22 protein-coding genes are annotated in these 23,605 nt (G+C 35.8%); 18 read left to right on the top strand and 4 right to left on the bottom strand.

Going from position 1 to position 23,605, the window contains the following annotated elements:
* The first annotated feature begins 84 nt into the window (after positions 1-84).
* From C794_RS14365 to C794_RS14340, 6 genes are all read left to right on the top strand, one after another.
* Entirely contained in the window at positions 85-1,053 is a 969-nt protein-coding gene (locus tag C794_RS14365) for an NAD(P)H-dependent flavin oxidoreductase (protein WP_017797846.1), read from the top strand.
* Positions 1,054-1,065: 12 nt separating this feature from the next.
* Positions 1,066-1,848: an enoyl-CoA hydratase/isomerase family protein gene (locus C794_RS14360; RefSeq protein ID WP_017797845.1), complete on the top strand. Its 783-nt coding sequence runs from the start codon at positions 1,066-1,068 to the stop codon at positions 1,846-1,848.
* A 15-nt stretch (positions 1,849-1,863) separates the two neighbouring features.
* Positions 1,864-3,030, top strand: coding sequence for an acyl-CoA dehydrogenase family protein (locus C794_RS14355; protein ID WP_017797844.1), 1,167 nt, complete (start codon positions 1,864-1,866; stop codon positions 3,028-3,030).
* 59 nt (positions 3,031-3,089) lie between these two features.
* Positions 3,090-4,682: a long-chain-fatty-acid--CoA ligase gene (locus C794_RS14350; RefSeq protein ID WP_017797843.1), complete on the top strand. Its 1,593-nt coding sequence runs from the start codon at positions 3,090-3,092 to the stop codon at positions 4,680-4,682.
* A 317-nt stretch (positions 4,683-4,999) separates the two neighbouring features.
* Positions 5,000-5,941, top strand: a complete 942-nt coding sequence (locus tag C794_RS14345) for an MBL fold metallo-hydrolase (protein ID WP_017797842.1) — start codon at positions 5,000-5,002, stop codon at positions 5,939-5,941.
* Between the two features lie 80 nt (positions 5,942-6,021).
* Positions 6,022-6,849, top strand: coding sequence for an aldo/keto reductase (locus C794_RS14340; RefSeq protein ID WP_017797841.1), 828 nt, complete (start codon positions 6,022-6,024; stop codon positions 6,847-6,849).
* Between the two features lie 219 nt (positions 6,850-7,068).
* Here C794_RS14340 and C794_RS14335 read toward each other — a convergent pair whose 3' ends face one another.
* The 3 genes from C794_RS14335 to C794_RS14325 all read right to left on the bottom strand — a co-directional run bounded on the left by C794_RS14335 (position 7,069) and on the right by C794_RS14325 (position 11,377).
* Positions 7,069-9,132, bottom strand: coding sequence for a catalase (locus C794_RS14335; protein WP_017797840.1), 2,064 nt, complete (start codon positions 9,130-9,132; stop codon positions 7,069-7,071).
* A gap of 164 nt (positions 9,133-9,296) precedes the next feature.
* Positions 9,297-10,085, bottom strand: a complete 789-nt coding sequence (locus tag C794_RS14330) for a Cof-type HAD-IIB family hydrolase (protein WP_017797839.1) — start codon at positions 10,083-10,085, stop codon at positions 9,297-9,299.
* 62 nt (positions 10,086-10,147) lie between these two features.
* Positions 10,148-11,377 carry an MFS transporter gene (locus C794_RS14325; RefSeq protein ID WP_017797838.1) on the bottom strand — a complete coding sequence of 410 codons (1,230 nt, stop codon included), beginning with the start codon at positions 11,375-11,377 and terminating at the stop codon, positions 10,148-10,150.
* A 192-nt stretch (positions 11,378-11,569) separates the two neighbouring features.
* Between C794_RS14325 and C794_RS14320 the strand changes: the two genes are divergently transcribed.
* The 12 genes from C794_RS14320 to C794_RS14265 all read left to right on the top strand — a co-directional run bounded on the left by C794_RS14320 (position 11,570) and on the right by C794_RS14265 (position 22,348).
* A complete protein-coding gene (locus C794_RS14320; RefSeq protein ID WP_017797837.1) occupies positions 11,570-12,010 on the top strand; it encodes a putative periplasmic lipoprotein in 441 nt (146 codons plus the stop codon).
* Positions 12,011-12,033: 23 nt separating this feature from the next.
* Entirely contained in the window at positions 12,034-12,333 is a 300-nt protein-coding gene (locus tag C794_RS14315; protein ID WP_017797836.1) for an iron-sulfur cluster assembly accessory protein, read from the top strand.
* Positions 12,334-12,595: 262 nt separating this feature from the next.
* Complete coding sequence (locus C794_RS14310; RefSeq protein WP_017797835.1) at positions 12,596-14,491, top strand: PrkA family serine protein kinase; 1,896 nt, start codon at positions 12,596-12,598, stop codon at positions 14,489-14,491.
* 181 nt (positions 14,492-14,672) lie between these two features.
* Entirely contained in the window at positions 14,673-14,933 is a 261-nt protein-coding gene (locus C794_RS14305; protein WP_017797834.1) for a metal-sensitive transcriptional regulator, read from the top strand.
* Positions 14,934-15,072: 139 nt separating this feature from the next.
* A complete protein-coding gene (locus C794_RS14300; RefSeq protein WP_026133816.1) occupies positions 15,073-15,552 on the top strand; it encodes a DsrE/DsrF/DrsH-like family protein in 480 nt (159 codons plus the stop codon).
* 19 nt (positions 15,553-15,571) lie between these two features.
* Complete coding sequence (locus C794_RS14295; protein WP_017797832.1) at positions 15,572-16,150, top strand: sulfurtransferase TusA family protein; 579 nt, start codon at positions 15,572-15,574, stop codon at positions 16,148-16,150.
* A gap of 52 nt (positions 16,151-16,202) precedes the next feature.
* Positions 16,203-17,324 carry an MBL fold metallo-hydrolase gene (locus tag C794_RS14290; protein ID WP_017797831.1) on the top strand — a complete coding sequence of 374 codons (1,122 nt, stop codon included), beginning with the start codon at positions 16,203-16,205 and terminating at the stop codon, positions 17,322-17,324.
* Positions 17,325-17,355: 31 nt separating this feature from the next.
* Positions 17,356-17,595 (top strand): sulfurtransferase TusA family protein, encoded by a 240-nt coding sequence (locus C794_RS14285; RefSeq protein ID WP_017797830.1) that lies wholly within the window; start codon positions 17,356-17,358, stop codon positions 17,593-17,595.
* Between the two features lie 316 nt (positions 17,596-17,911).
* A complete protein-coding gene (locus C794_RS14280) occupies positions 17,912-18,700 on the top strand; it encodes a sulfite exporter TauE/SafE family protein (protein ID WP_017797829.1) in 789 nt (262 codons plus the stop codon).
* Positions 18,701-18,822: 122 nt separating this feature from the next.
* The gene (yhbH, locus tag C794_RS14275; RefSeq protein WP_017797828.1) at positions 18,823-19,995 is read left to right on the top strand and encodes a sporulation protein YhbH; all 1,173 of its coding nucleotides are present in this window, start codon (positions 18,823-18,825) and stop codon (positions 19,993-19,995) included.
* 278 nt (positions 19,996-20,273) lie between these two features.
* Positions 20,274-21,683 carry a SpoVR family protein gene (locus C794_RS14270; RefSeq protein WP_017797827.1) on the top strand — a complete coding sequence of 470 codons (1,410 nt, stop codon included), beginning with the start codon at positions 20,274-20,276 and terminating at the stop codon, positions 21,681-21,683.
* Between the two features lie 101 nt (positions 21,684-21,784).
* On the top strand, positions 21,785-22,348 hold the full coding sequence (locus tag C794_RS14265; RefSeq protein ID WP_017797826.1) for a GNAT family N-acetyltransferase: 564 nt from the start codon (positions 21,785-21,787) through the stop codon (positions 22,346-22,348).
* 79 nt (positions 22,349-22,427) lie between these two features.
* Here C794_RS14265 and C794_RS14260 read toward each other — a convergent pair whose 3' ends face one another.
* Positions 22,428-23,432, bottom strand: a complete 1,005-nt coding sequence (locus tag C794_RS14260) for a YcjF family protein (protein WP_017797825.1) — start codon at positions 23,430-23,432, stop codon at positions 22,428-22,430.
* Between the last annotated feature and the right edge of the window lie 173 nt (positions 23,433-23,605).

Here is a 23,605-nt window from a genome sequence, read left to right as displayed (position 1 = left end):
CAAAGCCAAGTTATAGCTATAATCCGAACATTATTATCATTCCAATTATGAAATTGACTCAAATAGAAAAAAGGGGAAATAATTATGCAATTAACAGATATTAATAATCAAATGACATTACCGGTAATGATGGCACCGATGTTTTTAATTTCAAATCCGAATATGGTGATTCGTGGATGTGAAGCGGGGATCATCGGTACTTTTCCAGCATTGAATGCCCGCACTACGGATATTTTGGATGAGTGGATGACAGAAATTAATACAAAATTAGATGAGAAAAGAGCTGTTAATCCGAATAAAAAGATAGCACCTTGGGGGATTAATTTTATTAGTCATTCATCGAATAAACGGTTTTACGAGGATTTAAAGTTGATAGAAAAACATCAACCTCCAATTGTCATTACATCGTTAGGTGACCCATCTCCAGTAGTTTCAATTGTTCATTCATACGGTGGAATGGTACTCTCTGATGTAATCAATCTTAAATTTGCCAAAAAAGCCTTAGAAAAAGGAAGCGACGGATTAATTCTTGTTGCCAATGGTGCAGGTGGTCATGGTGGAACGTTAAATCCGTTTGCTTTTATTCAAGAAGTACGGACGTTCTTTAATGGACCGATTGCTTTAGCAGGAGCTATTTCACAAGGAGAGCAGGTGCTAGCTTCGCAAATATTAGGCGCTGATTTTGCTTATATAGGTACTCACTTTATTGCAACAGAAGAAAGTGGAGCAAATGAAGAATATCGTCAATCAACGATTGAGGCAACCAGTAAAGATATACTCTATACTCCTGCATTTAGTGGGATTCCAGCAAACTATTTAATACCTAGTATAGTTAAGTCAGGGCTCGACCCTAATAAACTACCAAAAAAAGAGAAGATAGATTTCTCTGAGCTCGGAGATCCATCAATAAGAGCATGGAAAGACATCTGGGGGGCTGGTCAAGGTGTCGCAGGAACAACGAAAGTACAGTCAATTCAACAAGTAGTAGATGAACTACAGCAACAATATGAACAGGCAAAAAATAAAATGGGAATTGCTATTGAACAAAATTAAAGGGGTGAAAAAGTGACAATTTCGTCTGCTGTTCTTTATCAAAAAGAAAATCAAATAGCTTATATAGTAATGAATCGACCAGAAAAACGAAATGCTTTATCAATAGAAATGGCGGAAGAATTAATAGCTGCACTACATCAGGCAGAGAAAGATCCTGAAGTAAAGGTAGTAATATTAACTGGTGAAGGAAAAGGCTTCTCTGCTGGTGGGGATTTACAAGTATTGCACACATTAAATAATTCCGCACAAATTATGAATTATATGAAGAAAGCATTGCAAATTATCCAAACGATGAAAGACTTAGATAAATATGTAATCAGTGCCGTGCATGGATTTGCAGCAGGAGCGGGATTTAGCATTGCAATTGCGGCAGACTTTATAGTAGCAAAGAAAGATGCTAGTTTTGCTTGTAGTTTTACAAATGTAGGGATTATCCCAGATTTAGGTCTGTTAAAAGGGCTCGCTGATAAACTACCAACAGCAGTTGCAAAAGAGTGGATTTCATCTGGGAGGCAAGTAACTGCACAAGAAGCTTATGAGCGAGGAATAGTAAACCGGGTAGTAGAAGGAGATTTATTAGAAGAAGCGACGGAATTTGCGCAATTTATTGTACATGGTCCCCCGTTAGCAAATCAATTTGTAAAGCACATGGTGAATCATGCTAGTGAATACAACCAGGATACGAATGATTTACAGGAATTAGCTGTGCAAACCTTACTTTTACAGTCAGAAGATAATAAAGAGGGGATTGCTGCCTTCTTTGAAAAAAGAAAACCTGCTTTTAAAGGGAAGTAAAAGGAGAGGACAGTAATGAATTTATCTATTTCTTCATCGGAACAAACAGAACTAGATTTGCTAAAACGTAGCGTGGAGACCTTTTGCAAACAGGAGGTCGCACCATATTATTCCACGTGGGAAGAAAAAGGAATGGTTCCAAGAGAATTTTGGAATAAGCTTGGAGAACAAGGATTTCTACTTGCAGAAGTACCAGAAGAATATGGAGGTCTTGGTGCTAGCTTTCTTTATTCCACAACAATAATAGAATCGTTTTGCCGACATGGATATAGCTCGATAGCAGCAAATCTATCAGTGCATGATACGATTCTTGCAAACTATTTCTTGCAATATGGAACCGAAGAACAAAAGAAATATTACTTGCCGAGAATGATTTCAGGTGAATTAGTTGGTGCAATCGCAATGACTGAGCCGGGTGCGGGGAGCGATCTTCAACGAATAAATACAACAGCCAATTTTGATGAAGGACTAAATGGATATGTATTAAATGGTTCGAAAACATTTATTACGAACGGTCAGCATTGTGATTTTGCAATTGTCGTAGCGAAAACGAAATTGGATGTAAAACCATCCAAAGGTATATCGTTATTTATCGTTGACACAAGGAAGAATGGTTTTACCAAAGGAAAGAATCTTGAAAAAATAGGATTACATGCTTGCGATACCTCTGAATTATATTTTGAAGATATTCTGCTAGATGATCGTGACATTCTCGGAGAAGTGAATCAAGGATTTTCCATTTTAATGAACGAATTGCCTCGTGAACGTTTAATTGTTGCAAATTGTGCCGTTGCTTGTATGGAAGGTGTACTTACTGACACGGTTACCTATGTGAAGGAAAGAGAGTTATTCGGAACAACCCTTGATCAATTCCAGCATACACAATTTACATTGGCTGAGTTGCAAACCAAAGTACGTGTCCAACGGTCTTTTGCCGATGAATGTACTACGAGGTGTATAGAAGGGAATTTAGACACTGCTACAGCTAGTATGGCAAAACTGAGTTGTACTGAAGTTCAAGGAGAAGTGATTGATCGTTGTCTGCAGTTATTTGGAGGATATGGATATATGCTAGAGTATCCTGTAGCCCGGGCTTATGCGGATGCTCGAGTCCAACGTATTTATGGTGGTACATCAGAAGTGATGAAGCTAATCATTAGTAGAGAATTGTTGTCAAAGTAATTGGCTGTTTTAAAGTGAGAAGTATGGAACAAATCTTACTATAAGGGAGTTGTTTGCAAATGCTAGCACCACTAACCCCACTAGATTGGAAACGGAGAGCAATTAAATATTATCCGGAAAAAATAGCTATCGTTGATGGAGACAAATCGTTTACGTATAAAGAATTTGGCCGCCGAGTTGATCAATTATCTAAAGGTTTACTCGATAAAGGTATTAAAGAAGGTGACCATGTCGCTGTGATGCTTCCGAATACACATTATATGTTGGAATGCTTCTATGGAATATGTCAGATTGGAGCAGTGATGGTTCCATTAAACTATCGTCTCTCAGCAAAAGATTTAAACTATATCATTAATCATAGTGATGCTAAGTTATTAATTGTTGATGAGGCATTCGCTGGTCCAATTGAAGATATTCAAAATAGTTTGACCTTAGAAGAAATTATTATTGTAGAAGTTGATGGAGAGAACACTTCCTTACAAGGGACTCGTTATGAATCGTTCATACATCATGATAATGATAAGGTAGAATTACCAGTAGTAGAAATTGATGAAAATCAGTTAATGACGATTAATTATACGAGTGGTACGACATCGAATCCAAAAGGTGTCATGCTAACCCATCGTAGCAACTATATAAATGCAGCCAACTTTCTTTATCATATTAATGTTTCTCATGATGATCGCTATTTGCACACATTACCGATGTTTCATGCGAATGGTTGGGGAGGAGTTTGGGCAATAACTGCTGCAGGTGGTACGCATGTTTGTTTGCGCAAAGTGGACCCGTCATTAATATTAGATATATTTGAACAACGACAGATAACCATGCTGTGCGGGGCACCTACAGTGGTAAATATGTTGGTGAATGAGCCGAAAGCAAAACAATTAAATTTACAGTCGAAACTTAGGATGGCAACAGCTGGATCTCCTCCTGCAGCGGCATTAATTCAAAAAGCACAAGATATTCTAGGTTTAGAAATGATACATGTATATGGGCTAACAGAAACATCACCTTTTATCTTATATTGTGAATGGAAACAAGATTTTAATGACAAATCCACAGATAAACAAGCAACCATTAAAGCGAGACAGGGAATTGAGCTTGCGTTTAATGGTGAAACAACGGTCATTCGTCCAGATGGAGAAGAAGTTGCCTGGAATGGTGAGGAGTTAGGGGAGATTGTCACTCGTGGAAATGTAGTGATGAGAGGTTATTATAAAGATGTGGAAAGAACCGATGCAGCGATGAAAGACGGATGGTTCCACACGGGTGATTTAGCTGTCATTCATTCAGATGGTTATATTGAAATTCGAGATCGAGCAAAGGATTTAATTATTTCTGGTGGAGAGAACATTTCATCTACAGAAGTGGAGGGAGTTCTTTATAAACATCCAGATGTATTAGAAGTAGCAGTAATTGCAATTCCTGATGAAAAGTGGGGAGAAGTACCTTTAGCAATTATTGTTCCACAGCCAAATTCAACTATGATAGAAGAGGAAGTCATATCGTATTGTCGGGAGAATCTTGCTCACTTTAAAGCTCCAAAAAAAGTTGAATTTGTTGAAGAATTACCAAAAACAGCTACAGGAAAGCTACAAAAATTCCGTTTAAGAGAGTTATACTGGGAGAGAGCAAAGAGAGTAAATTAATGTAGCGTTTTGAAGCTGAAAAGTTGATAACTTGGAGAGAGTTAAGTAACTAGATTTTTTGTTCGATAGAGGTTGGGAGAAAAGTATTTACCTAATAGATGAGAGTAGATTTGAAAACCTGTTCAGAAACATACTGCGCTTATCCTAAGGCGGCTGTGAGCCCCCGAATGCTTATTACCGGGGTTTCACCTATGCCTTGCTCTCAGCGGATTCTCCGTGTATTTCTTGTTCTTATTCTAGCTATCATCCGTTTTTTGACCATCTCCCAATCTCTTCTTCATATATCCATCAACAGCTTAGTGAAGGAAGGGATTTGTTTGTTAGATCAGCTTGGAATTAAAAAAGTAACCTTAGATTTACCATTTCGATTAAATCATGTAAATTGTTTTATCGGAGAAACAGATTATGGCGTGAAAGTGATGGATACAGGACTACATCGTAACCAAACTGTACAACGTTGGAATGAAGAACTTCGAGGAAAGCATGTTTCCGATATTATCATTACTCATTATCATCCAGATCATTTTGGATATGCAGGGGGATTGCAACAACAAACGGGAGCAAATTTATGGATGACAGAGGTTGATGAGCGTGCAGCATTATCCTCTTGGGAAAAACCATTTCTGCAACAGTTAAATGATAATTATAAATTAGCTGGTATCCCGAAAGAAATAGCATCGCAATTAGCGGATAACACATCATCTTTTTATCCATATGTAACTCCGTATCCAACTGTTCATGGGCACTTAAAAGAAGGAGAACAAATTCAGTTCGGTACATATGAGTATGAAATTATTTATACGCCAGGTCATTCAGATGGATTAGTAACCTTTTATAACCAAGAGAAAAATGTCCTTTTATCAACAGATCATATTTTACCAAAGATTACCCCAAATATCTCATATTGGTTTCATGGTGAGGCAAACCCATTAAAAAATTATTTAGCTTCACTAGAAAAGATTAAAAAGTTACAAGTAGAATGGGTGATTCCTTCTCATGGTAATCCGTTCCCAGATGCCAATAAACGAATTGAAGAAATAAAATCACATCATGAAGATCGACTATCCTATTTATTGGAAGAGATAAAAGTAGAAACTACCGTTTATGAAGCAACCGACAAACTGTTTCCAAAAAAACTGTCTGTACATGATTCCCGATTTGCTGTTGGTGAGACAATTGCCCACTTAGAATATTTAAGAATAGCAGGAGAGTGTACCAAAGAGTTAATCAATGGAAGCTATCTATATAAAGCAAACTAAATTATAGTGTGACGATATATTTAAGAAAAAAAGGTATTTCATGTATGATAGTAGTAACAAAGATTATGGAGGTGCGCTACATGATTAAACATTTACAAGATACATTTACATTAAATAATGGATTAGAAATGCCAGGATTCGGTTTAGGGGTGTATAAAGTTGAAGATGGATCGGTTGCAGAAGAGGCGGTGAAAACAGCTTTAGAAAACGGGTACCGTAGTATTGATACAGCTTCATTCTATGATAATGAAAAAGGGGTAGGTGAAGGAATCAAAAATTCTGGAGTTCCTCGTGAAGATATTTTTCTTACTTCTAAAGTATGGAATGATGAGCAAGGATATACTTCTACCAAACAGGCATTTCAAAGAAGCTTAGAGAAATTAGGAACTGATTATTTGGATTTATATTTAATTCATTGGCCAGTGAAAGATACTTTTGTAGAAACCTGGAAGGCGATGGAAGAACTCTACCGAGAAGGTAAAGTAAGAGCCATTGGTGTAAGTAACTTCCATGTACAACATCTAGAAAAATTATTTGCGAATGCTGAAATTATTCCGGCAGTAAATCAAGTGGAATTCCATCCGCATCTAACACAGGAAGGACTGCGTGCATTTTGTCGTCAACATAATATTCAACTAGAAGCTTGGTCTCCATTGAAGCGAGGGCAATTGCTAGAAGAGGATATTATTCAAACGATCGCTAAGAAATACGCTAAGTCTCCAGCACAGGTCATTTTACGTTGGGATGTTCAGCATGATGTAATTACGATACCTAAATCAATTACAAAAGAAAGAATAATAGCTAATGCGGATATCTTTGATTTTTCTTTAACAGAAGAAGAAATGAACCAGATTGATGCGATGAATCAAAATGATCGTTCCGGTAGTAACCCAGATAGTTTTGATTGATAAAGTTTAATTATTTTGTACGATCACTAATTATTAAACTGATCTAAATCCCAAAATAGCTTTAGAAATCCGTGAAAGTGGTTAATAGAGCAGCTCTAAAACCCAAAACAGCTTTAGAAATCCGTGAAAGTGGTTAATAGAGCAGCTCTAAAACCCAAAATAGCTTTAGAAATCGAAAAAAGTGGTTAATAGAGTTAAGTGGTAGTAAATTAATCTTATTTATCTATCCCAAAACCGTTGTTTTGCCATTCCATCTATAAATTGCCTTGTAAATTGTCCTCCACCTGTTGGACTTGTGAATACTCCTGGCCGATTAGCAATTCCTAATTGTTGAATTAATATAGCACCTTCTTCAATGCCTCCAATTGGTTTATAATGGTTGAATTGTTCCGTAATAAAGTTGCCAGTCTGATAAGCGAATTGATCGCTGGTTTGATCTCCTCCAACAACGAGTAACCCATCATACAGAACCGGTGAAGTTGTTAAGAAGGTGGCATCTACATTTAATTTATCACCATTATCCGCAGTTATTTCTCCTAAGCGCTCACTTATAATAAATGGTTTAAGTTCTACTTTTTTAAAAGATTGTAATAAAGATTCTAAAGCATTTCCATCATATCCATTACCAACAATAACAGCAACTTTTAACGTATCTGGAAGAAATTTTGTATTCATTAAACTTAAAGCAGGAGAGGATTTAGTGACATCTGATTGTTTTATGCTCCCATCTGGTGGTTCTACACCAACTTGTTCTGCTACTGCAGTAGCGAGCGGCCGGCTTATATGCCCAATAAGATTAACAACACGTTGGCGGACTTCAGGAACATTCACTTTACCTAATTCAAAACTAAATGCTTGAAGTATATGACTCTTTTCAACATCCGTCATACTGTTCCAAAATAGTCTCGCCTGTGAGAAATGATCGAGAAAACTAGGTGCAGTTTTTCGTACTTTCAACCCTTCGACTAAAGACGGATACGTAACAAATCCACCTTGAGAACCAGGTACGGTATATGGAGTATTTCCAGCTAAATAATTCTGATGGTAGGCTACTTGGCCTTTATCGATAATATAACGTTGAGATCCATCGCGATGATTATTGTGAAAAGGGCAAACGGGACGATTGATAGGGAGCTGCTTGAAGTTAGTGCCTACACGATAAATTTGCGTATCGGTATATGAGAATAGTCTTCCTTGTAGTAAAGGATCATTTGTAAAGTCAATCCCTGGAACAATATTACCGGGATGAAGTGCAACTTGTTCAGTCTCAGCAAAAACATTCTCTACATTTTTATTTAATGTCATCTTTCCAATCATTTGTAGGGGCACATCTTCTTCAGGCCATAGTTTTGTTGCATCTAATATATCGAAATCAAAATCAAATTCTTGATCTTCTTCTATGACCTGGACCCCTAGTTCATATTCTGGATAAAATCCTTGCTCAATATTTTCCCAAAGATCTCTCCGGTGAAAGTCAGGATCAGCACCGCCAATTTTTTGCGCTTCATTCCAAATTAATGAATGTATTCCTAGTACAGGACGCCAATGGAATTTACAAAAGACAGACTTGCCTTCCGCATTAACCAGTCGGAAGGTATGAACCCCGAAACCCTGTATGGTACGGAAACTTCTAGGAATGGTTCGATCCGACATAATCCACATCATCATAGCTGCCGATTCTTCATTACTACCGATAAAATCCCAAAACGTATCATGGGCTGTTTGTCCTTGAGGGATTTCATTATTAGGTTCAGGTTTCAGTGCGTGAATTAAATCTGGAAACTTGATACCGTCTTGAATAAAAAATATAGGAATATTATTTCCGACTAAGTCAAAATTTCCTTCATCGGTATAAAATTTTGTAGCAAAACCACGAACATCACGTAATGTTTCATTGGCTCCCCGTGAACCGGCTACTTGCGAAAAGCGGACAAATACAGGTGTTTGTTGACCAGCTTCTTGTAAAAAATGTGCTTTCGTTAGATTTGATTGAGTTTCATAACATTCAAATACTCCATGTGCACCATAACCACGTGCATGTACATTTCGTTCTGGGATACGCTCTCGATCGAAGTGGGTCAGTTTTTCACGATAGATAAAATCTTCTAATAATTGAGGTCCTCTATCTCCTGCACTTAACGTATTTTCGTCATTTGAGATCTTTACTCCTTCATCTGTAGTCATTACCTTGTCAGTATTATCACGATAGAATTTCTTTAATTGATCCATTTTCTTATTGTCATCTTGTTTTCGTTTCTCTGGTTCATTATCCTTATCTGACATATTTATACCCCTCCTAATAAAGCATAGAGATTTTTCCAAAAACATCATTAAGAGTGTATTCAAGTCAGAGTTCAGAAATGACATGATACGGATAATACCCTTATTGCAATAAAAAATCCCCTTGCAATTATTTTAAAATCTAATTGCAGGGGACCAAATTTTAATCACAGTAATCCAACCATTTTTAATCCATGTAATATTCCATCGTTATTTACGGATTTTGTAATATAACGTGCTGCAGCCTTTGCTTCTGGTTGCCCATTACCCATCGCTACACTGTTTTGAACTTCCGTAAGCATTTCAATATCATTAAGACCATCTCCAAATGCATACTGCTTTTCATCCGGATAGTCCGTATAAGCTAATAATTTGTTAATTCCATTTGCTTTAGAACCATTGGCTGGCAAAATGTCGACGGATTTGTCATGCCAACGAACAAATTGAAAATCCTCAAACGCTTTTTCATATTGCTTTTCTTCTCCAGCTGTATTAAATAAAAGTGCCTGATATATTTCTCTGCCTTTATAGAAAGCTGGATCATGTGTAGGATAATGTACTGATTTTAAGCTGTTAATACTTTCTTGAATATATTCATGATCTTCTGGTACATTCGCTTTCATGGACTCATGATTCATAAACACAATGGGGTGATCTCGATCAAGGGCAAACTGAGTAAGTTCTTCTAGAGAACTTGCCTTTAGTGGGTTCGCATATATAACTTTACCTTTATACACAACGTATTGACCGTTATAGCAGACATACGTATCAATTTCTAGTTCTTTTCGTATATCTTCAAACATAAATGGTGCCCGACCAGTAGCAATCGCAACCTCATGCCCAAGCTTTTTTAATTGAAATATTGCATCTTTCGTTGAAGGCGGTAATAATTTATCCCCTTCAGTTAGAAGGGTGCCATCAATATCAAAAAATATAATACTTGATTCTTTAACCACTATATCCCTCTATTCTTTAACGATGTCATACGACTCTATTATGGAGAAAGTAGTAATAGTATTCAACTTATATTACTTTGTACGTTTGTTGTTTCTAATTCAAGCCTGCGAAATACAATCCAAAATATGGCTAAAGTTATCATTAGAAAACTAGCAAAAATGTACACTGCAGAAAGTGGCAAATACATTAAAATTATGAATGAAACCATCGGACCTAATGCTGAACCAACATCTACAACTACCGTATGAGCGGTCATCATTTTAACACGATCCGTACGAACGGCAGCACGAGCCGCGAGTGTGTCTGTGGTAGTGGTAAATATTGTTGATAATAATTGGAATAAGAATATAAATAAAATTAACATTGCAATGGAAGAAGTATATGCCATTGCTGATAATAGAATAGATCCACCAATTAGCGGGACAAGAATAATTGGATAAATGAGAGTACGCTGATCGATCATTTTACCGATGGCTGGAGCAATAAATGGGTCCCATGCCCATCTGATAGCTTGCATAGTACCAGCTAACGTAGCTACTCCTAGAATAATAGTTCCTATTTGTATTGGACGTTGATATACATTTTCTAGTAAAGGACTGATAGTTGAATTAAATAATCCCATAATAATAAAGCCTTGGGTAATCCCTGTAGCTAGAACGAGTACAGTGAAAGGAGTCAGCCATTTTGTTTTTTGGACTGAAATAGGAGCGGGAGAATCTTGTTTCTCACCTCTATTAGGAGGGACCACAAACCAAGCCACTGGTATTGCTAGTAAACTAATAAGAGAAAATAACGCAGTAACAAATAGAATAGAAGTTTGATCGACTAAGAATCCTCCTGCTAACATACCGGTAAGACCACCTAATCCCCATAATCCATTATACAACCCCATATGCCATCCACGATTATTATCAGTTGTTACATCTATGACTGTTAAAAATCCTCCTAATCTTATAAACGACCAGGCTACTCCCCATAAAGCCCGCATAATAACAAGCATCCAAAATCCTTCAAAGATACCATAAGATAATGTGGTAATTACGGCAAGAATGAGTGCAATAAAAACGCCTGTCCTCAGTTGGAAATGTTTATAAAAAAAGCCCACTAATGGATTTAATGGCAATCGAATAAAACGATTAATCGATAACAATACTCCAATTTGCCATATTTCCGTAAGTCCAAAATCTTGCCAAAATAACGGGAGCACGATAAATAACATGGCATCACCCATAACCGCAACCCCCGTAATAATGGCAATCCATGCAACCTTACTACGAGAAGAAAAATTCATGAAGTTAGCACCTTCCTACTATGTATGTATTTTCAGAAAATAACATTTTATTATAACACAATCTGTTAAAGATAGGAGTAGCAGTATCATAAATTTAGTTCTTATTTTCTATTATTTTTCGACTTTTAGTTTCACAAAATTCAACAAATCGCTTACAATCATACTAGAATGTTGTCAGTTAGGAGTTAAAAAATGAAAAAAATATTGCCAATTATCCTATGTATCCCGCTATTATTAGTAGGCTGCCTTAGTCCAACTTCCGTAAAGGTAGTAGCGGATGCATATGAAGCTGCAATTGTGGAAGACGATGAATTAGTTGCTAGATATTTTTCTGAGGAGTATTTGGCACAACATTCCGCTGAAGAACTAACGCAAGAAATGGCTGAAGATGTAAGAAATCGCTATGGTGTAAACATGATGAATTTGAAAGAATTACGTATTAGAGAAATGCAAGATAGTTATGTAGAAGAACTAGAAAAGCGGTATGATAACGATGATTGGAGTATTGTAGTGGCTCAAACGAACGATCAAGAAGTGGTTGTTTGGACGATAATTCGTGGTGAAGCAAGCTATATTCTTGTCAATAGTGATCGAATGAGTTTTGATAGATATAATGAAGAAATTATTAGCTAAACTAAAGAAATGGAGATGACATGATGAAAGTAAAAATTAATCGTAATGCAGCAAAGGTATTAAAACGTATGTTGTTAGAGGATGGCTCAGATAAAAAGGTTCGTATATATATCTCTCATATGCATGGTGATCACGCACATTATGGGATGTCTTTAGATACTCCCGGTGAACATGATGTTATTGTACAAACTGACAAAGATGTCGATATTATATTAGATTCTAGAGAAGAATTTTTAGATGGAATTTGGATTCAATACTTCTTTGTGGAAGATGAAGGATTTGTAATAACGAATCCAACAAAAGGCCATCACCATCATCATTAATTATATAAAAATCTGTAGAGCAGCAGTTTTGCTATCTACAGATTTTTTTATTTTGAATGTGATAGGATGTAATCCCTGCATTTCTTATGCTTAATCATGAGGATAGACGTGGAAAAACAATCTGTAAATGTGGTATTTTATTATATTTGTCGAATTAGGAGTTATCTCATAAGGACTATTCGTCAAAATTATTTGTACAAGCATGATTTAAATAGCCTATGCATAGGATATAGAAATCGTTGCAAGATGGAGGGAGTCATCGATGGATATAATCAACAGAGTGAAAAATTTGAGAGATGAAGAAAAACGATTAGAATGGGAAGGTACATTCGCAGATTATTTAGAGATTGTAAAGGAACGTCCAGAAGTTGCTCAAACCGCACATTCACGTGTGTATAATATGGTTAAAAGTGCAGGAGTAAAGGAACGTGATGGTCGTAGGATGTATGAATTTTTTGGATCGTCCATTTTTGGCTTAGAGTCTGCAATTGAACGATTAGTAGAAGAATATTTTCATCCAGCTGCAAAACGCCTCGATGTTAGAAAACGTATATTGTTATTAATGGGGCCGGTAAGTGGGGGAAAATCAACGATTGTTAGTATGTTGAAGCGAGGACTAGAGCAATACTCTCGGACAGATGAAGGTGCAGTGTATGCAATAAAAGGATGTCCGATGCATGAAGATCCTCTACATTTAATTCCACAACATTTAAGAGAAGATTTTTTTCAAGAATATGGTATTCGTATTGAAGGTAGTTTATCACCATTAAATACGATGAGATTAGATAAAGAATACGGTGGGAGAATTGAGGATGTAAAAGTAGAGAGAATCTTTTTCTCTGAAGATAAACGAGTAGGAATTGGTACGTTTAGTCCGTCCGATCCTAAATCACAAGATATCGCTGATTTAACAGGAAGTATAGATTTTTCTACAATAGCAGAGTTTGGTTCTGAATCAGATCCCCGTGCTTATCGTTTTGATGGAGAACTAAATAAAGCAAATCGAGGAATGATGGAATTCCAGGAAATTTTAAAGAGTGATGAGAAATTTTTATGGCATCTACTTTCCTTAACACAAGAAGGAAACTTTAAAGCTGGAAGGTTTGCTCTGATATCGGCAGATGAACTTATAATTGCTCACACGAATGAATCAGAGTATAAATCATTTATTTCTAATAAGAAAAATGAAGCATTACATTCTCGAATGATTGTTATGCCAATACCTTATAATTTGAAAGTTAGCGAAGAGGAACGTATTTATCAAAAAATGATTAAAGAAAGTGATATATCAGATGTACATGTAGCACCACATGCTTTACGAGCTGCTGCTATCTTTTCTATTTTAAGTAGATTAAAAGAATCAAAAAAACAAGGCGTTGATATTGTTAAGAAAATGCGTCTTTATGATGGCGAAAATGTAGAAGGTTTTAATCAAGTAGACGTAGAAGAATTGCGGAAAGAATATCAAGATGAAGGCATGGATGGAATAGATCCGAGATATGTCATTAATCGAATATCTTCTACCATTATTCGTAAAGAAGTCCCTTCCATTAATGCATTGGATGTTCTTCGCTCACTGAAAGAAGGTTTAGATCAACATCCATCCATTTCCAAAGACGATTTGGAAACGTATTTAAATTACATCTCGATTGCACGAAAAGAATATGATGAAATTGCTAAGAAAGAAGTACAAAAAGCATTTGTTTATTCATATGAAGAATCTGCCAAGACATTAATGGACAATTATCTCGACAATGTGGAAGCATATTGCAATAAGAATAAGCTTCGTGATCCATTGACTGGAGAAGAAATGAATCCAGATGAAAAATTAATGCGTTCGATTGAAGAACAAATAGGAATTTCAGAAAATGCGAAGAAAGCATTCCGAGAAGAAATTTTAATTCGGTTATCAGCTTATGCTCGAAAAGGGAAACGTTTTGATTATAATTCGCATGAACGTTTAAGAGAAGCAATTCAGAAGAAGTTATTTGCAGATTTAAAAGATGTGGTTAAAATCACCACCTCGTCCAAAACACCGGATGAATCACAACTAAAGAAAATTAATGAAGTTATTGCTCGTCTTATTGATGAACATGGTTATAATTCAGTTTCTGCTAATGAATTACTTCGATATGTTGGAAGTTTATTGAATAGGTAAATAGATAAATAGATATGATAAAAACCCAAAAGTTAGAGTAGATAGTCTAACTTTTGGTTTTTTTTATTATACAATTTGATCTGATTTCCAAATCAAAAGTCTGTCCATTTGACATTATACCTATAGGGGTATAAAATGAAGGCAATCGTTACGAAAATAGAGGATAGGAGGGGAAATAATAATGGAATACGATGTTCAAACTAAAAATAGATTAAAACGAATTGAAGGACAACTTCGGGGAGTCTTGAAGATGATGGAAGAAGAAAAAGAGTGTAAAGATATTATTACACAGTTGTCTGCAAGCCGGACAGCCATTGACCGTACGATTGGTGTTTTAGTCAGTACGAATTTAATTGAGTGTGTCCGAAACGCAGAAGAACGTGGTGAAGATAGTGATGAACTAGTGAAAGAAGCTGTCAATATGCTTGTAAAGAGCAGATAATAAAAAGGTTGACAGTTCCTTTTTTTAGTAATAATATATACCTATGCGGGTATGGGTAACTAGGATTATAAGTTATCTAATTCACTCGTTTTTTATTTCATTAATTTAATACCTATGCGGGTATAAAAAGGAGGAAAGAATTATGGAAAAAAAGAAGACAACCATTGTACTTTTTAGTGGAGATTATGATAAAGCAATGGCTGCATACATTATTGCGAATGGTGCAGCAGCATATGACCATGAGGTAACCATCTTCCATACATTTTGGGGGCTAAATGCACTCAGAAAAGAAGAACAAGTACCTCTCAAGAAAGGTTTCATGGAAAAGATGTTTGCGAAAATGATGCCGCGCGGTGCAAATAAAATGGGGCTATCCAAGATGAATTATGGTGGGATGGGACCAAAAATGATAAAGCAAATAATGAAAAAGCATAATGCGATGCCATTACCAGATTTAATTAATTTAGCTCAAGAACAAGATGTGAAGTTAATTGCATGTACGATGACAATGGATTTGCTAGGACTTCAAAAAGAAGAATTGATAGATTACATCGAGTACGCAGGAGTGGCTGCATATATTGGTGATGCTGAGGAGGGACAAATTAACCTATTCATATAATCTAAGGGAGGAAACTATGATGGAATACTTGAAAACAGATCATCAAGTTGATGCTAAGGGATTTGCATGTCCAATGCCAATTGTAAAAACGAAAAAAGCGATGAATAATGTGAATGCAGGGGAAATAGTTGAAATTCTTGCAACTGATCAAGGTTCAAAAGCGGATATACAGGCTTGGACAAACAGTGCTGGACACCAATATTTGGGAACAATCGAAGAAGGTAATGTACTCAAGCATTATTTACGAAAGACTACAGAGGTGGAAAAAGAAGAAATGATATTCTCAAAAACTATAGATAACGAAGAATTAATGAAAAAGTTATTGGACTATCATACCGATCAAGCAATATTGGTAGACGTGCGTGAGCAAGCAGAATATGCATTTGGCCATATTCCACAGGCGATTTCCATTCCTTTAGGAGAAATAGATAATCGCAAGGACGAACTAGATAAAGACAAGACAATCTATATTATTTGCCGAACTGGTACACGTAGCGGGATGGCAGCTCAAAAGCTCATTGATAGCGGTTTTGGAAATGTAGTTAATGTCAAACCAGGGATGAGTGAATGGTCAGGGTATATGCAAAGCGATATTTAAGCCGAGAAGGCATTTTATTTTTAATATTTCAGATACAGATGAGGGTATAAAAATGATAACAAAGATGAGCACAGATGAATTAACACAGCGCATTTTGCAAAAAGAAGAATTGTTTATTTTGGATGTTCGTAATCAATCAGATTTTGAAGATTGGAAAATAGAAGGTGAAAAACTTACGTACAAGAACATTCCTTATTTTGAATTATTAGAAGGTGTCGATGGTTTAGTAACGGAACTGCCATCTGATAAAGATATTCTGGTGGTTTGTGCAAAAGAAGGCTCTTCGGTGATGGTAGCGGAAATGCTTGTTGAGAAAGATGTTGATGTTTTCTATCTTGAAGGTGGAATGAAAGCATGGAGTGAGCATTTAGAGCCAATAAAATTAGGTGATTTAATTGGTAAAGGTGAATTGTATCAATTTGTACGAATCGGAAAAGGATGTTTATCTTATATGATTATCTCAGATGGAGAAGCGGCAATTATCGATTCGACAAGAATGATAGATAAATATATGAAATTTACGGAAGAAAAAGAAGTCAAAATTATACACGCGATTGATACGCACTTACATGCAGATCATATTTCCGGAGGACGCAAACTTGCAGAACAAACAAGTGGGTCTTATTGGCTACCACCACGGGATGCAGAAGAGGTTACCTTTCAATATGAAAGACTAGAAGACGGCAGTCAACTGACAGTTGGTTCTTCAACGGTTGATATAAAAGCAATTTATACACCAGGGCACACGATTGGTTCAACATCGTTGATTATTGATGATATGTATCTATTGACAGGCGATATTTTATTTATTGATTCCATCGGAAGACCAGACTTAGCCGGAAAAGCTGAATCATGGAGTGATAATTTAAGAGATAGCCTGTATAACAAGTATAAAGAACTGTCTGGTGAATTAATTGTATTGCCAGCACACTTTATGATTATGGAAGAGTTGAATGAGGATGGTACTGTAGCGAAAAAATTAGCCAAGCTATATGAAGAAAACCACGGATTGAATATGGACGAAGAAGCGTTTACAAGATCTGTTACAAAAAATTTACCGCCACAACCAAATGCTTATCAACAAATTCGTGAAACCAATATAGGTAAAATTAACCCAGATATAGAAAAACAGCGTGAAATGGAGATTGGTCCAAACCGATGTGCTATTCGCTAACTTAAACTTTAACTAATTAGGAGGATAAAAAATGAATGTAAAAAAAGTGTTAGACGCAAAAGGATTGGCATGCCCAATGCCAATCGTAAGAACAAAGAAAGCAATAGGAAAAATTAATTCAGGTGAGATTATCGAAATCCACGCAACCGACCCAGGTGCAAAAAATGATTTGACTGCTTGGGCTAAATCAGGTGGTCATGAACTACTGGAGTCTAGGGAAGAAGACGGTGTATTCAAATTTTGGATTAAAAAAGCTCGTGACAAACAATAGAGATTGGACATAACAAAAAGTTTTTTTCAAAAGTCAAATGAATGATAGCTAGAATAAGCGTAAGAAATATACGGAATCTCCTTGAAAATCAAAAATCGATTTTCTGCGTGCGATGCAATGTTGTCGAGGTCTTCCTTGTCCTGTGGGAGTAAGGCCTAGGTGAGACCCCGGATTGCGAAGCAACCGGAGGCTCATCAGTCACCCACGGAAAGCGAAGTATATTTCTGAAGCGGGTTTTCAAAACCTATTCATTCGGATTTAACTTTTGTGTAAATATTTTTGTCTCAACCCCTTTCTTTTGTGAGGAGGGAAAATTGTGGAATTTGATATTTTATTAATGATTACGGTTTTTATGATTGGATTTATTGGATCATTAATTTCCGGAATGATTGGGATCGGTGGATCGATCATAAAATATCCACTGTTGTTATACATCCCGTCTATGCTAGGTTTAACTGCTTTCACTGCGCATGAAGTATCAGGAATTAGTGCCGTACAGGTATTTTTTGCAACTATTGGTGGTGTTTGGGCTTATCGTAACACTGGTTATTTACACCGTTCGTTAATTGGATATATGGGTGTGAGTGTATTAATTGGTAGTATTATTGGAAGTTTCGGGTCTAGTTCTTTTTCTGAAGGAATCATCAATATTGTTTATGGTTTATTAGCAATAATAGCAGCAATCATGATGTTTATTCCAAGAAAAACGGTTAATGCTAAATCTGATCAGATCCAGTTTAATAGAGTAGTAGCGAGTGTGTTGGCATTAATTGTTGGAATTGGAGCAGGGATTGTGGGGGCAGCTGGAGCATTTTTATTAGTACCGATTATGCTTACCCTTTTAAAAATTCCAATGAGAGTTACAATTGCATCATCCTTAGCAATTACTTTTATCTCCTCTATTGGTTCAACAATCGGTAAGATTTCGACAGGTCAGGTCCCGCTGCTTCCAGCTGTTATTATGATTATTTCAAGTTTAATTGCAGCACCACTTGGAGCGAAGATAGGACAAAAAGTTAATACATCGTTACTTCAGTGGATTCTAGCGATATTAATTACTGGAACTGCAATCAAAATATGGACAGATATTATTTTTAATTTATAGGGCTAGACTTGTTAGCCCTATTTTCAATTATTAGGAAATAACTTGTATTCTATTGCATAGGATAAAGAAAGTATTTTATAGCTTGAAAATACTGAAAATTATAATAATAGGAGAGGGTTAACATGCCGGAAGAACATGAGCATAATTTTGTAGTTTCCCAGGAAAACTGGTCTCTCCATCGTAAAGGATATCAAGATCAGCAACGACATAATGATAAAGTTAAAGATGCGATTAAAAACAATTTACCTGATCTGGTTAGTGAAGAGAATATTATTATGTCCAATGGTCGCGATGTCGTGAAGATACCGATACGTTCACTAGATGAATATAAAATTCGATATAATTATGAGAAATCAAAACATGTCGGGCAAGGGGATGGAGAATCAGAAGTTGGAGATGTCGTAGCTCGTGATCCGAATGCTTCCCAACAAGGACAACAAGGGCAGGGTAATGGAAAGAAAGCAGGAGATCAGCCAGGAACCGATTTTTATGAATCTGAGGTATCTATTGCGGAAATTGAAGAAGCATTGTTTCAAGAGTTAGAGCTACCAAATCTTGAACAGAAAGATGAAGCGGAAATTACCACAGAAAAAATTGAATTTAATGATGTTCGTAAAAAAGGTCTAATGGGAAATGTTGATAAGAAGCGTACTATTTTAACTGCATTAAAACGAAATGCACGTGAAGGGAAGGCGCAAATTACTCCTATTTATAATGATGATCTCCGTTTTAAAACATGGAATGAAGTAATTAGGCGAGACTCTAAAGCAGTTGTTATAGCAATGATGGATACAAGTGCTTCTATGGGGACTTTTGAGAAGTATATGGCACGAAGCTTTTTCTTTTGGATGAATCGTTTTTTGCGTACGAAGTATGATACTGTAGAATTTGAATTTATAGCGCATCATACCGAAGCAAAAGTTGTTTCTGAGAAAGATTTCTTTTCTAAAGGAGAGAGTGGTGGAACGATTTGTTCTTCTGCTTATTATAAAGCATTAGAAGTTATTGAAGAGAAGTTTAATCCAAGAAGCTATAATATTTATCCATTCCATTTTTCTGATGGTGAGAATATTAGCTCAGATAATGCTACTTGTATAGATCTAGTCCATGAAATTATGGAAAAATCGAATATGTTTGGATATGGCGAGGTTAATGGCTATAATCGCTATTCTACGTTAATGAATGCCTATAAGAATATTGAAGATCCGAAATTTAAGCATTATATATTAAAAGAAAAAGCAGATGTCTATCATGCGATGAAAAGTTTCTTTCATAAGCAGTCCGAAAAAGTATAGTGGTAAAGGCTCAAAAGTAAGGTAACACATGCTTTTGAGCCTTTTAATATTTTCTTTGAAAGGGATTATAAGCGAAGCATTGTTAATTTTTATTCTCTAATGATTATTAAATCCCTTTATCCTGAGAGTAGTAAAAAACCGACTGTATGTTTCACTTTATTGTTCACAAGCATTTTTTACTTGTTTAAAATCTAGATATTTAAAACTCTGGCAATTCTACGTAAATTTTTTAGCTCTGTATCATAGACTATTAATAAGTGATTGAGGAGGGATATTTGTTGGATCAGACAAAAGAATTATCATATGCAATTGAAGAAATTACGGAAGTGGCAAAGGGATTTGGGCTTGATTTTTATCCGATGAGGTACGAGATTTGCCCAGCGGATATTATTTATACATTCGGTGCATATGGTATGCCTACCAGGTTTACCCATTGGAGTTTTGGAAAACAATTTCATAAAATGAAACTTCAATATGATTTAGGATTAAGCCAAATTTATGAATTAGTCATTAATTCAGATCCATGCTACGCTTTTTTATTAGATACAAATAGCTTGGTGCAAAACAAATTGATTATTGCACATGTTCTTGCTCATTGTGATTTCTTTAAAAATAATATTCGTTTTTCTAATACACGTCGTGATATGGTGGAGAGTATGACTGCTACTGCAGAGAGAATTGCTCATTATGAAATGGTTTATGGTAAAGACGAAGTGGAAAGTTTTCTCGATGCAGTATTATCGATTCAAGAGCATATTGATCCATCTATCGTTCGTTCTAAATTACCACAAAACGAGGAGGAAGAAATAGAGGATACTACAAAATCGAGAGTATCTGAGTACGATGATTTATGGAAATTAGATGAAGATCAATTAAAACAAGAACCAAAGAAAAGAAAAAAAACGAAGAAAATACCAGCACAACCAGAGAAAGATATTCTTCTATTTATTGAAAAATACAGTCGTGAACTTGAAGGTTGGCAACGGGATATTTTAACGATGATGCGTGAAGAAATGCTTTACTTTTGGCCACAACTGGAAACAAAAATTATGAATGAAGGTTGGGCATCTTATTGGCACCAACGTATTATGCGAGAACTTGATTTAACAACGAATGAAACTATTGAATACTCTAAATTAAATGCAGGCGTAGTACAGCCATCTCGAACTTCCATAAATCCATATTATTTAGGCATAAAAATATTTGAAGACATCGAGGATCGATATAACCATCCTACAAAAGAAATGATAGAAAATGGTTACAAACCGAATGGTGGAAGAGAAAAAATCTTTGAAGTCAGAGAAATTGAATCGGATATTTCGTTTATTCGTAATTACTTAACAAAAGATCTTGTTGCGCAAGAAGATATGTATCTTTTTGAGAAAAAAGGAAGAGATTATCGCATTACGGAAAAAGATCATCAGCAAATTCGCGATCAACTTATCTCCATGCGGGTTAATGGTGGTTTTCCGTATATTACGGTAGAGAATGGAGATTATCTTCGCAATGGTGAACTGTATCTTGTACACGGGTACGAGGGAATTGAGTTAGATATAAAATACTTGGAACACGTAATGCCATATATTTATCAGTTATGGGGAAGAACCATTCATTTAGAGACCGTTTTGGAAGAAAAAGAAATGTTATACACGTATGATGGAAAAGAAATGCTAAAACGAAAAATATAACAAACGGGGAAAAATAAAAATATCTTTTATCCCTCCTCTTGGTGACATCGTAGTTCTAATCCTTTATAATAATTATAATTTTCACTTAAATGGGAGGAGAGATGAAATTGCTGATACAGGATTTGTTTACACCATATCCGAGATTAGACACAAATCGATTAATCTTAAGGCAAGTGGAGGAAAGTGATATAGATGATATCCATGCTTATGCATCGGATCCAATGTTAACAACACATTTAACTTGGGACGCCCATCGAACGTTACAAGATACTCATGCTTTTATTCAGTTCGCATTTAAGCAATACGAGGAAAATGGTGTTGGTCCTTGGGCAATTGTATGGAAAGAAAAAAATCAGGTAATTGGAACAATTGATTTAGTTTGGAATAAAAAACATTACAGTGCAGAATTAGCTTATGCAATATCTCGAGAATTTTGGAGGCAAGGTCTAGGTACTGAAGCAGTAAAGAAAATAATTAACTTTGGCTTTAAAGAAATGGAGTTAGAACGGATTCAAGCAAGGTGTGTACCGGATAATATTGCTTCTTATCGTCTAATGGAAACAGTAGGGATGACATATGAGGGTACGCTGCGAAAATCAATGTTTCGTAAAGGAAAACAAGAAGATATAAAGATGTACTCTATATTGCGAAATGAATATGTGTAATTAACATAGGCGCAAGCAAAGCCTGACGTGGTTAGTTCAGTTATTATGAAACTGATTCGTGCAAAAAAGCTTCTCGCTGCTATTGACGAGAAGCTTTCTTATCTTTTTCCTGAAAGTACGTATATAACGATTTTAATGTATCAGCATTTAATTCAATATTATTTTCAAATGCATATTTCACTGCATAACCTAAGGCTAAAGTCATTCCACCAGCAACACTTCCACCTATAACAGAGCCTGCACCTGGAACAAATTTTGTCACCTGTCGAAAGATAGTTCTACCAATATTACCTGTAATGGTAGCAATGGTAAGTTCTCTTGCTTTCTTTTTGGAGAGAGGTTTTTCGTAAAGGGCAGCTAAACGAACAATTAGACCAACTTGTATTCCAGTAAGCGGAACGAAATCAGAACCTGGTAATGGAACAGCGCCTACAGCTGTTGCAGATCCGGAAGCTGCTAAAATCCATTTGTTTGCAGTAGCAGACTTTTCTTTGATTAGTCGTGCGAACTGAATTTCTTTATGTTTTTTTTTAAGAATACTTAAAATTTCATCGCGCAATTGATGAATATTTTCACCGGTACGTGATGATATCGGTACGACAGTGTAACGATTTTTCGTATGCTTCTTTATATATTGAACAAGAGTCGGAATATCATCTGCAGCATCAATTTTATTTAATACAAATACAATATTTTTGTTGTGTTTTTCAATTAGTTCGAAGGATTTTCGTTCCCCATCAGAAAATACAGTACCTGCAGCGTTTAAGAAAAATAAAACAACATCTGCTTGTTGGTAGAAAGAAATAGTTTCCTCCGAATTTTTATGATTAATATCATCTAGACCTGGAGTATCTGCAAAAATAATTTTATCTCGATAAATATACTTATCAATTCCAGTCGTTTCTCCTGGTTTTGCTCCAACCTTTGCTACTTCATCACCAATTAATTGGTTTATGGTAGAAGATTTCCCAGTGTTTACATCACCTATCATTGCAAATAATATCTCTTTATCTAACTGATTATTTATTTTAGAAGTTTCTTGATTATAAGCCTGTTCAAAATCTTTTTCATTAAATTCTTGCACGTTCTCACACTCCTTAACTGTACTATTCCCTAATATATCGAATCATACACCAGTTATTCGATTCTAGCTAGTAAGTACGATATATGATCTGAATATTAATATCGTTTTGAATTAATGTTAGTTTCTGCTATAATAATCAGAACATAGTAGTAGGTACTAAATTGAGGAGGGGG

It is taken from the genome of Oceanobacillus kimchii X50 (assembly GCF_000340475.1).
Lineage (GTDB): Bacteria > Bacillota > Bacilli > Bacillales > Amphibacillaceae > Oceanobacillus > Oceanobacillus kimchii.
The sequence above is the reverse complement of the archived record's forward strand: the minus strand, read 5'-3'. Positions and strand labels throughout refer to the sequence as shown.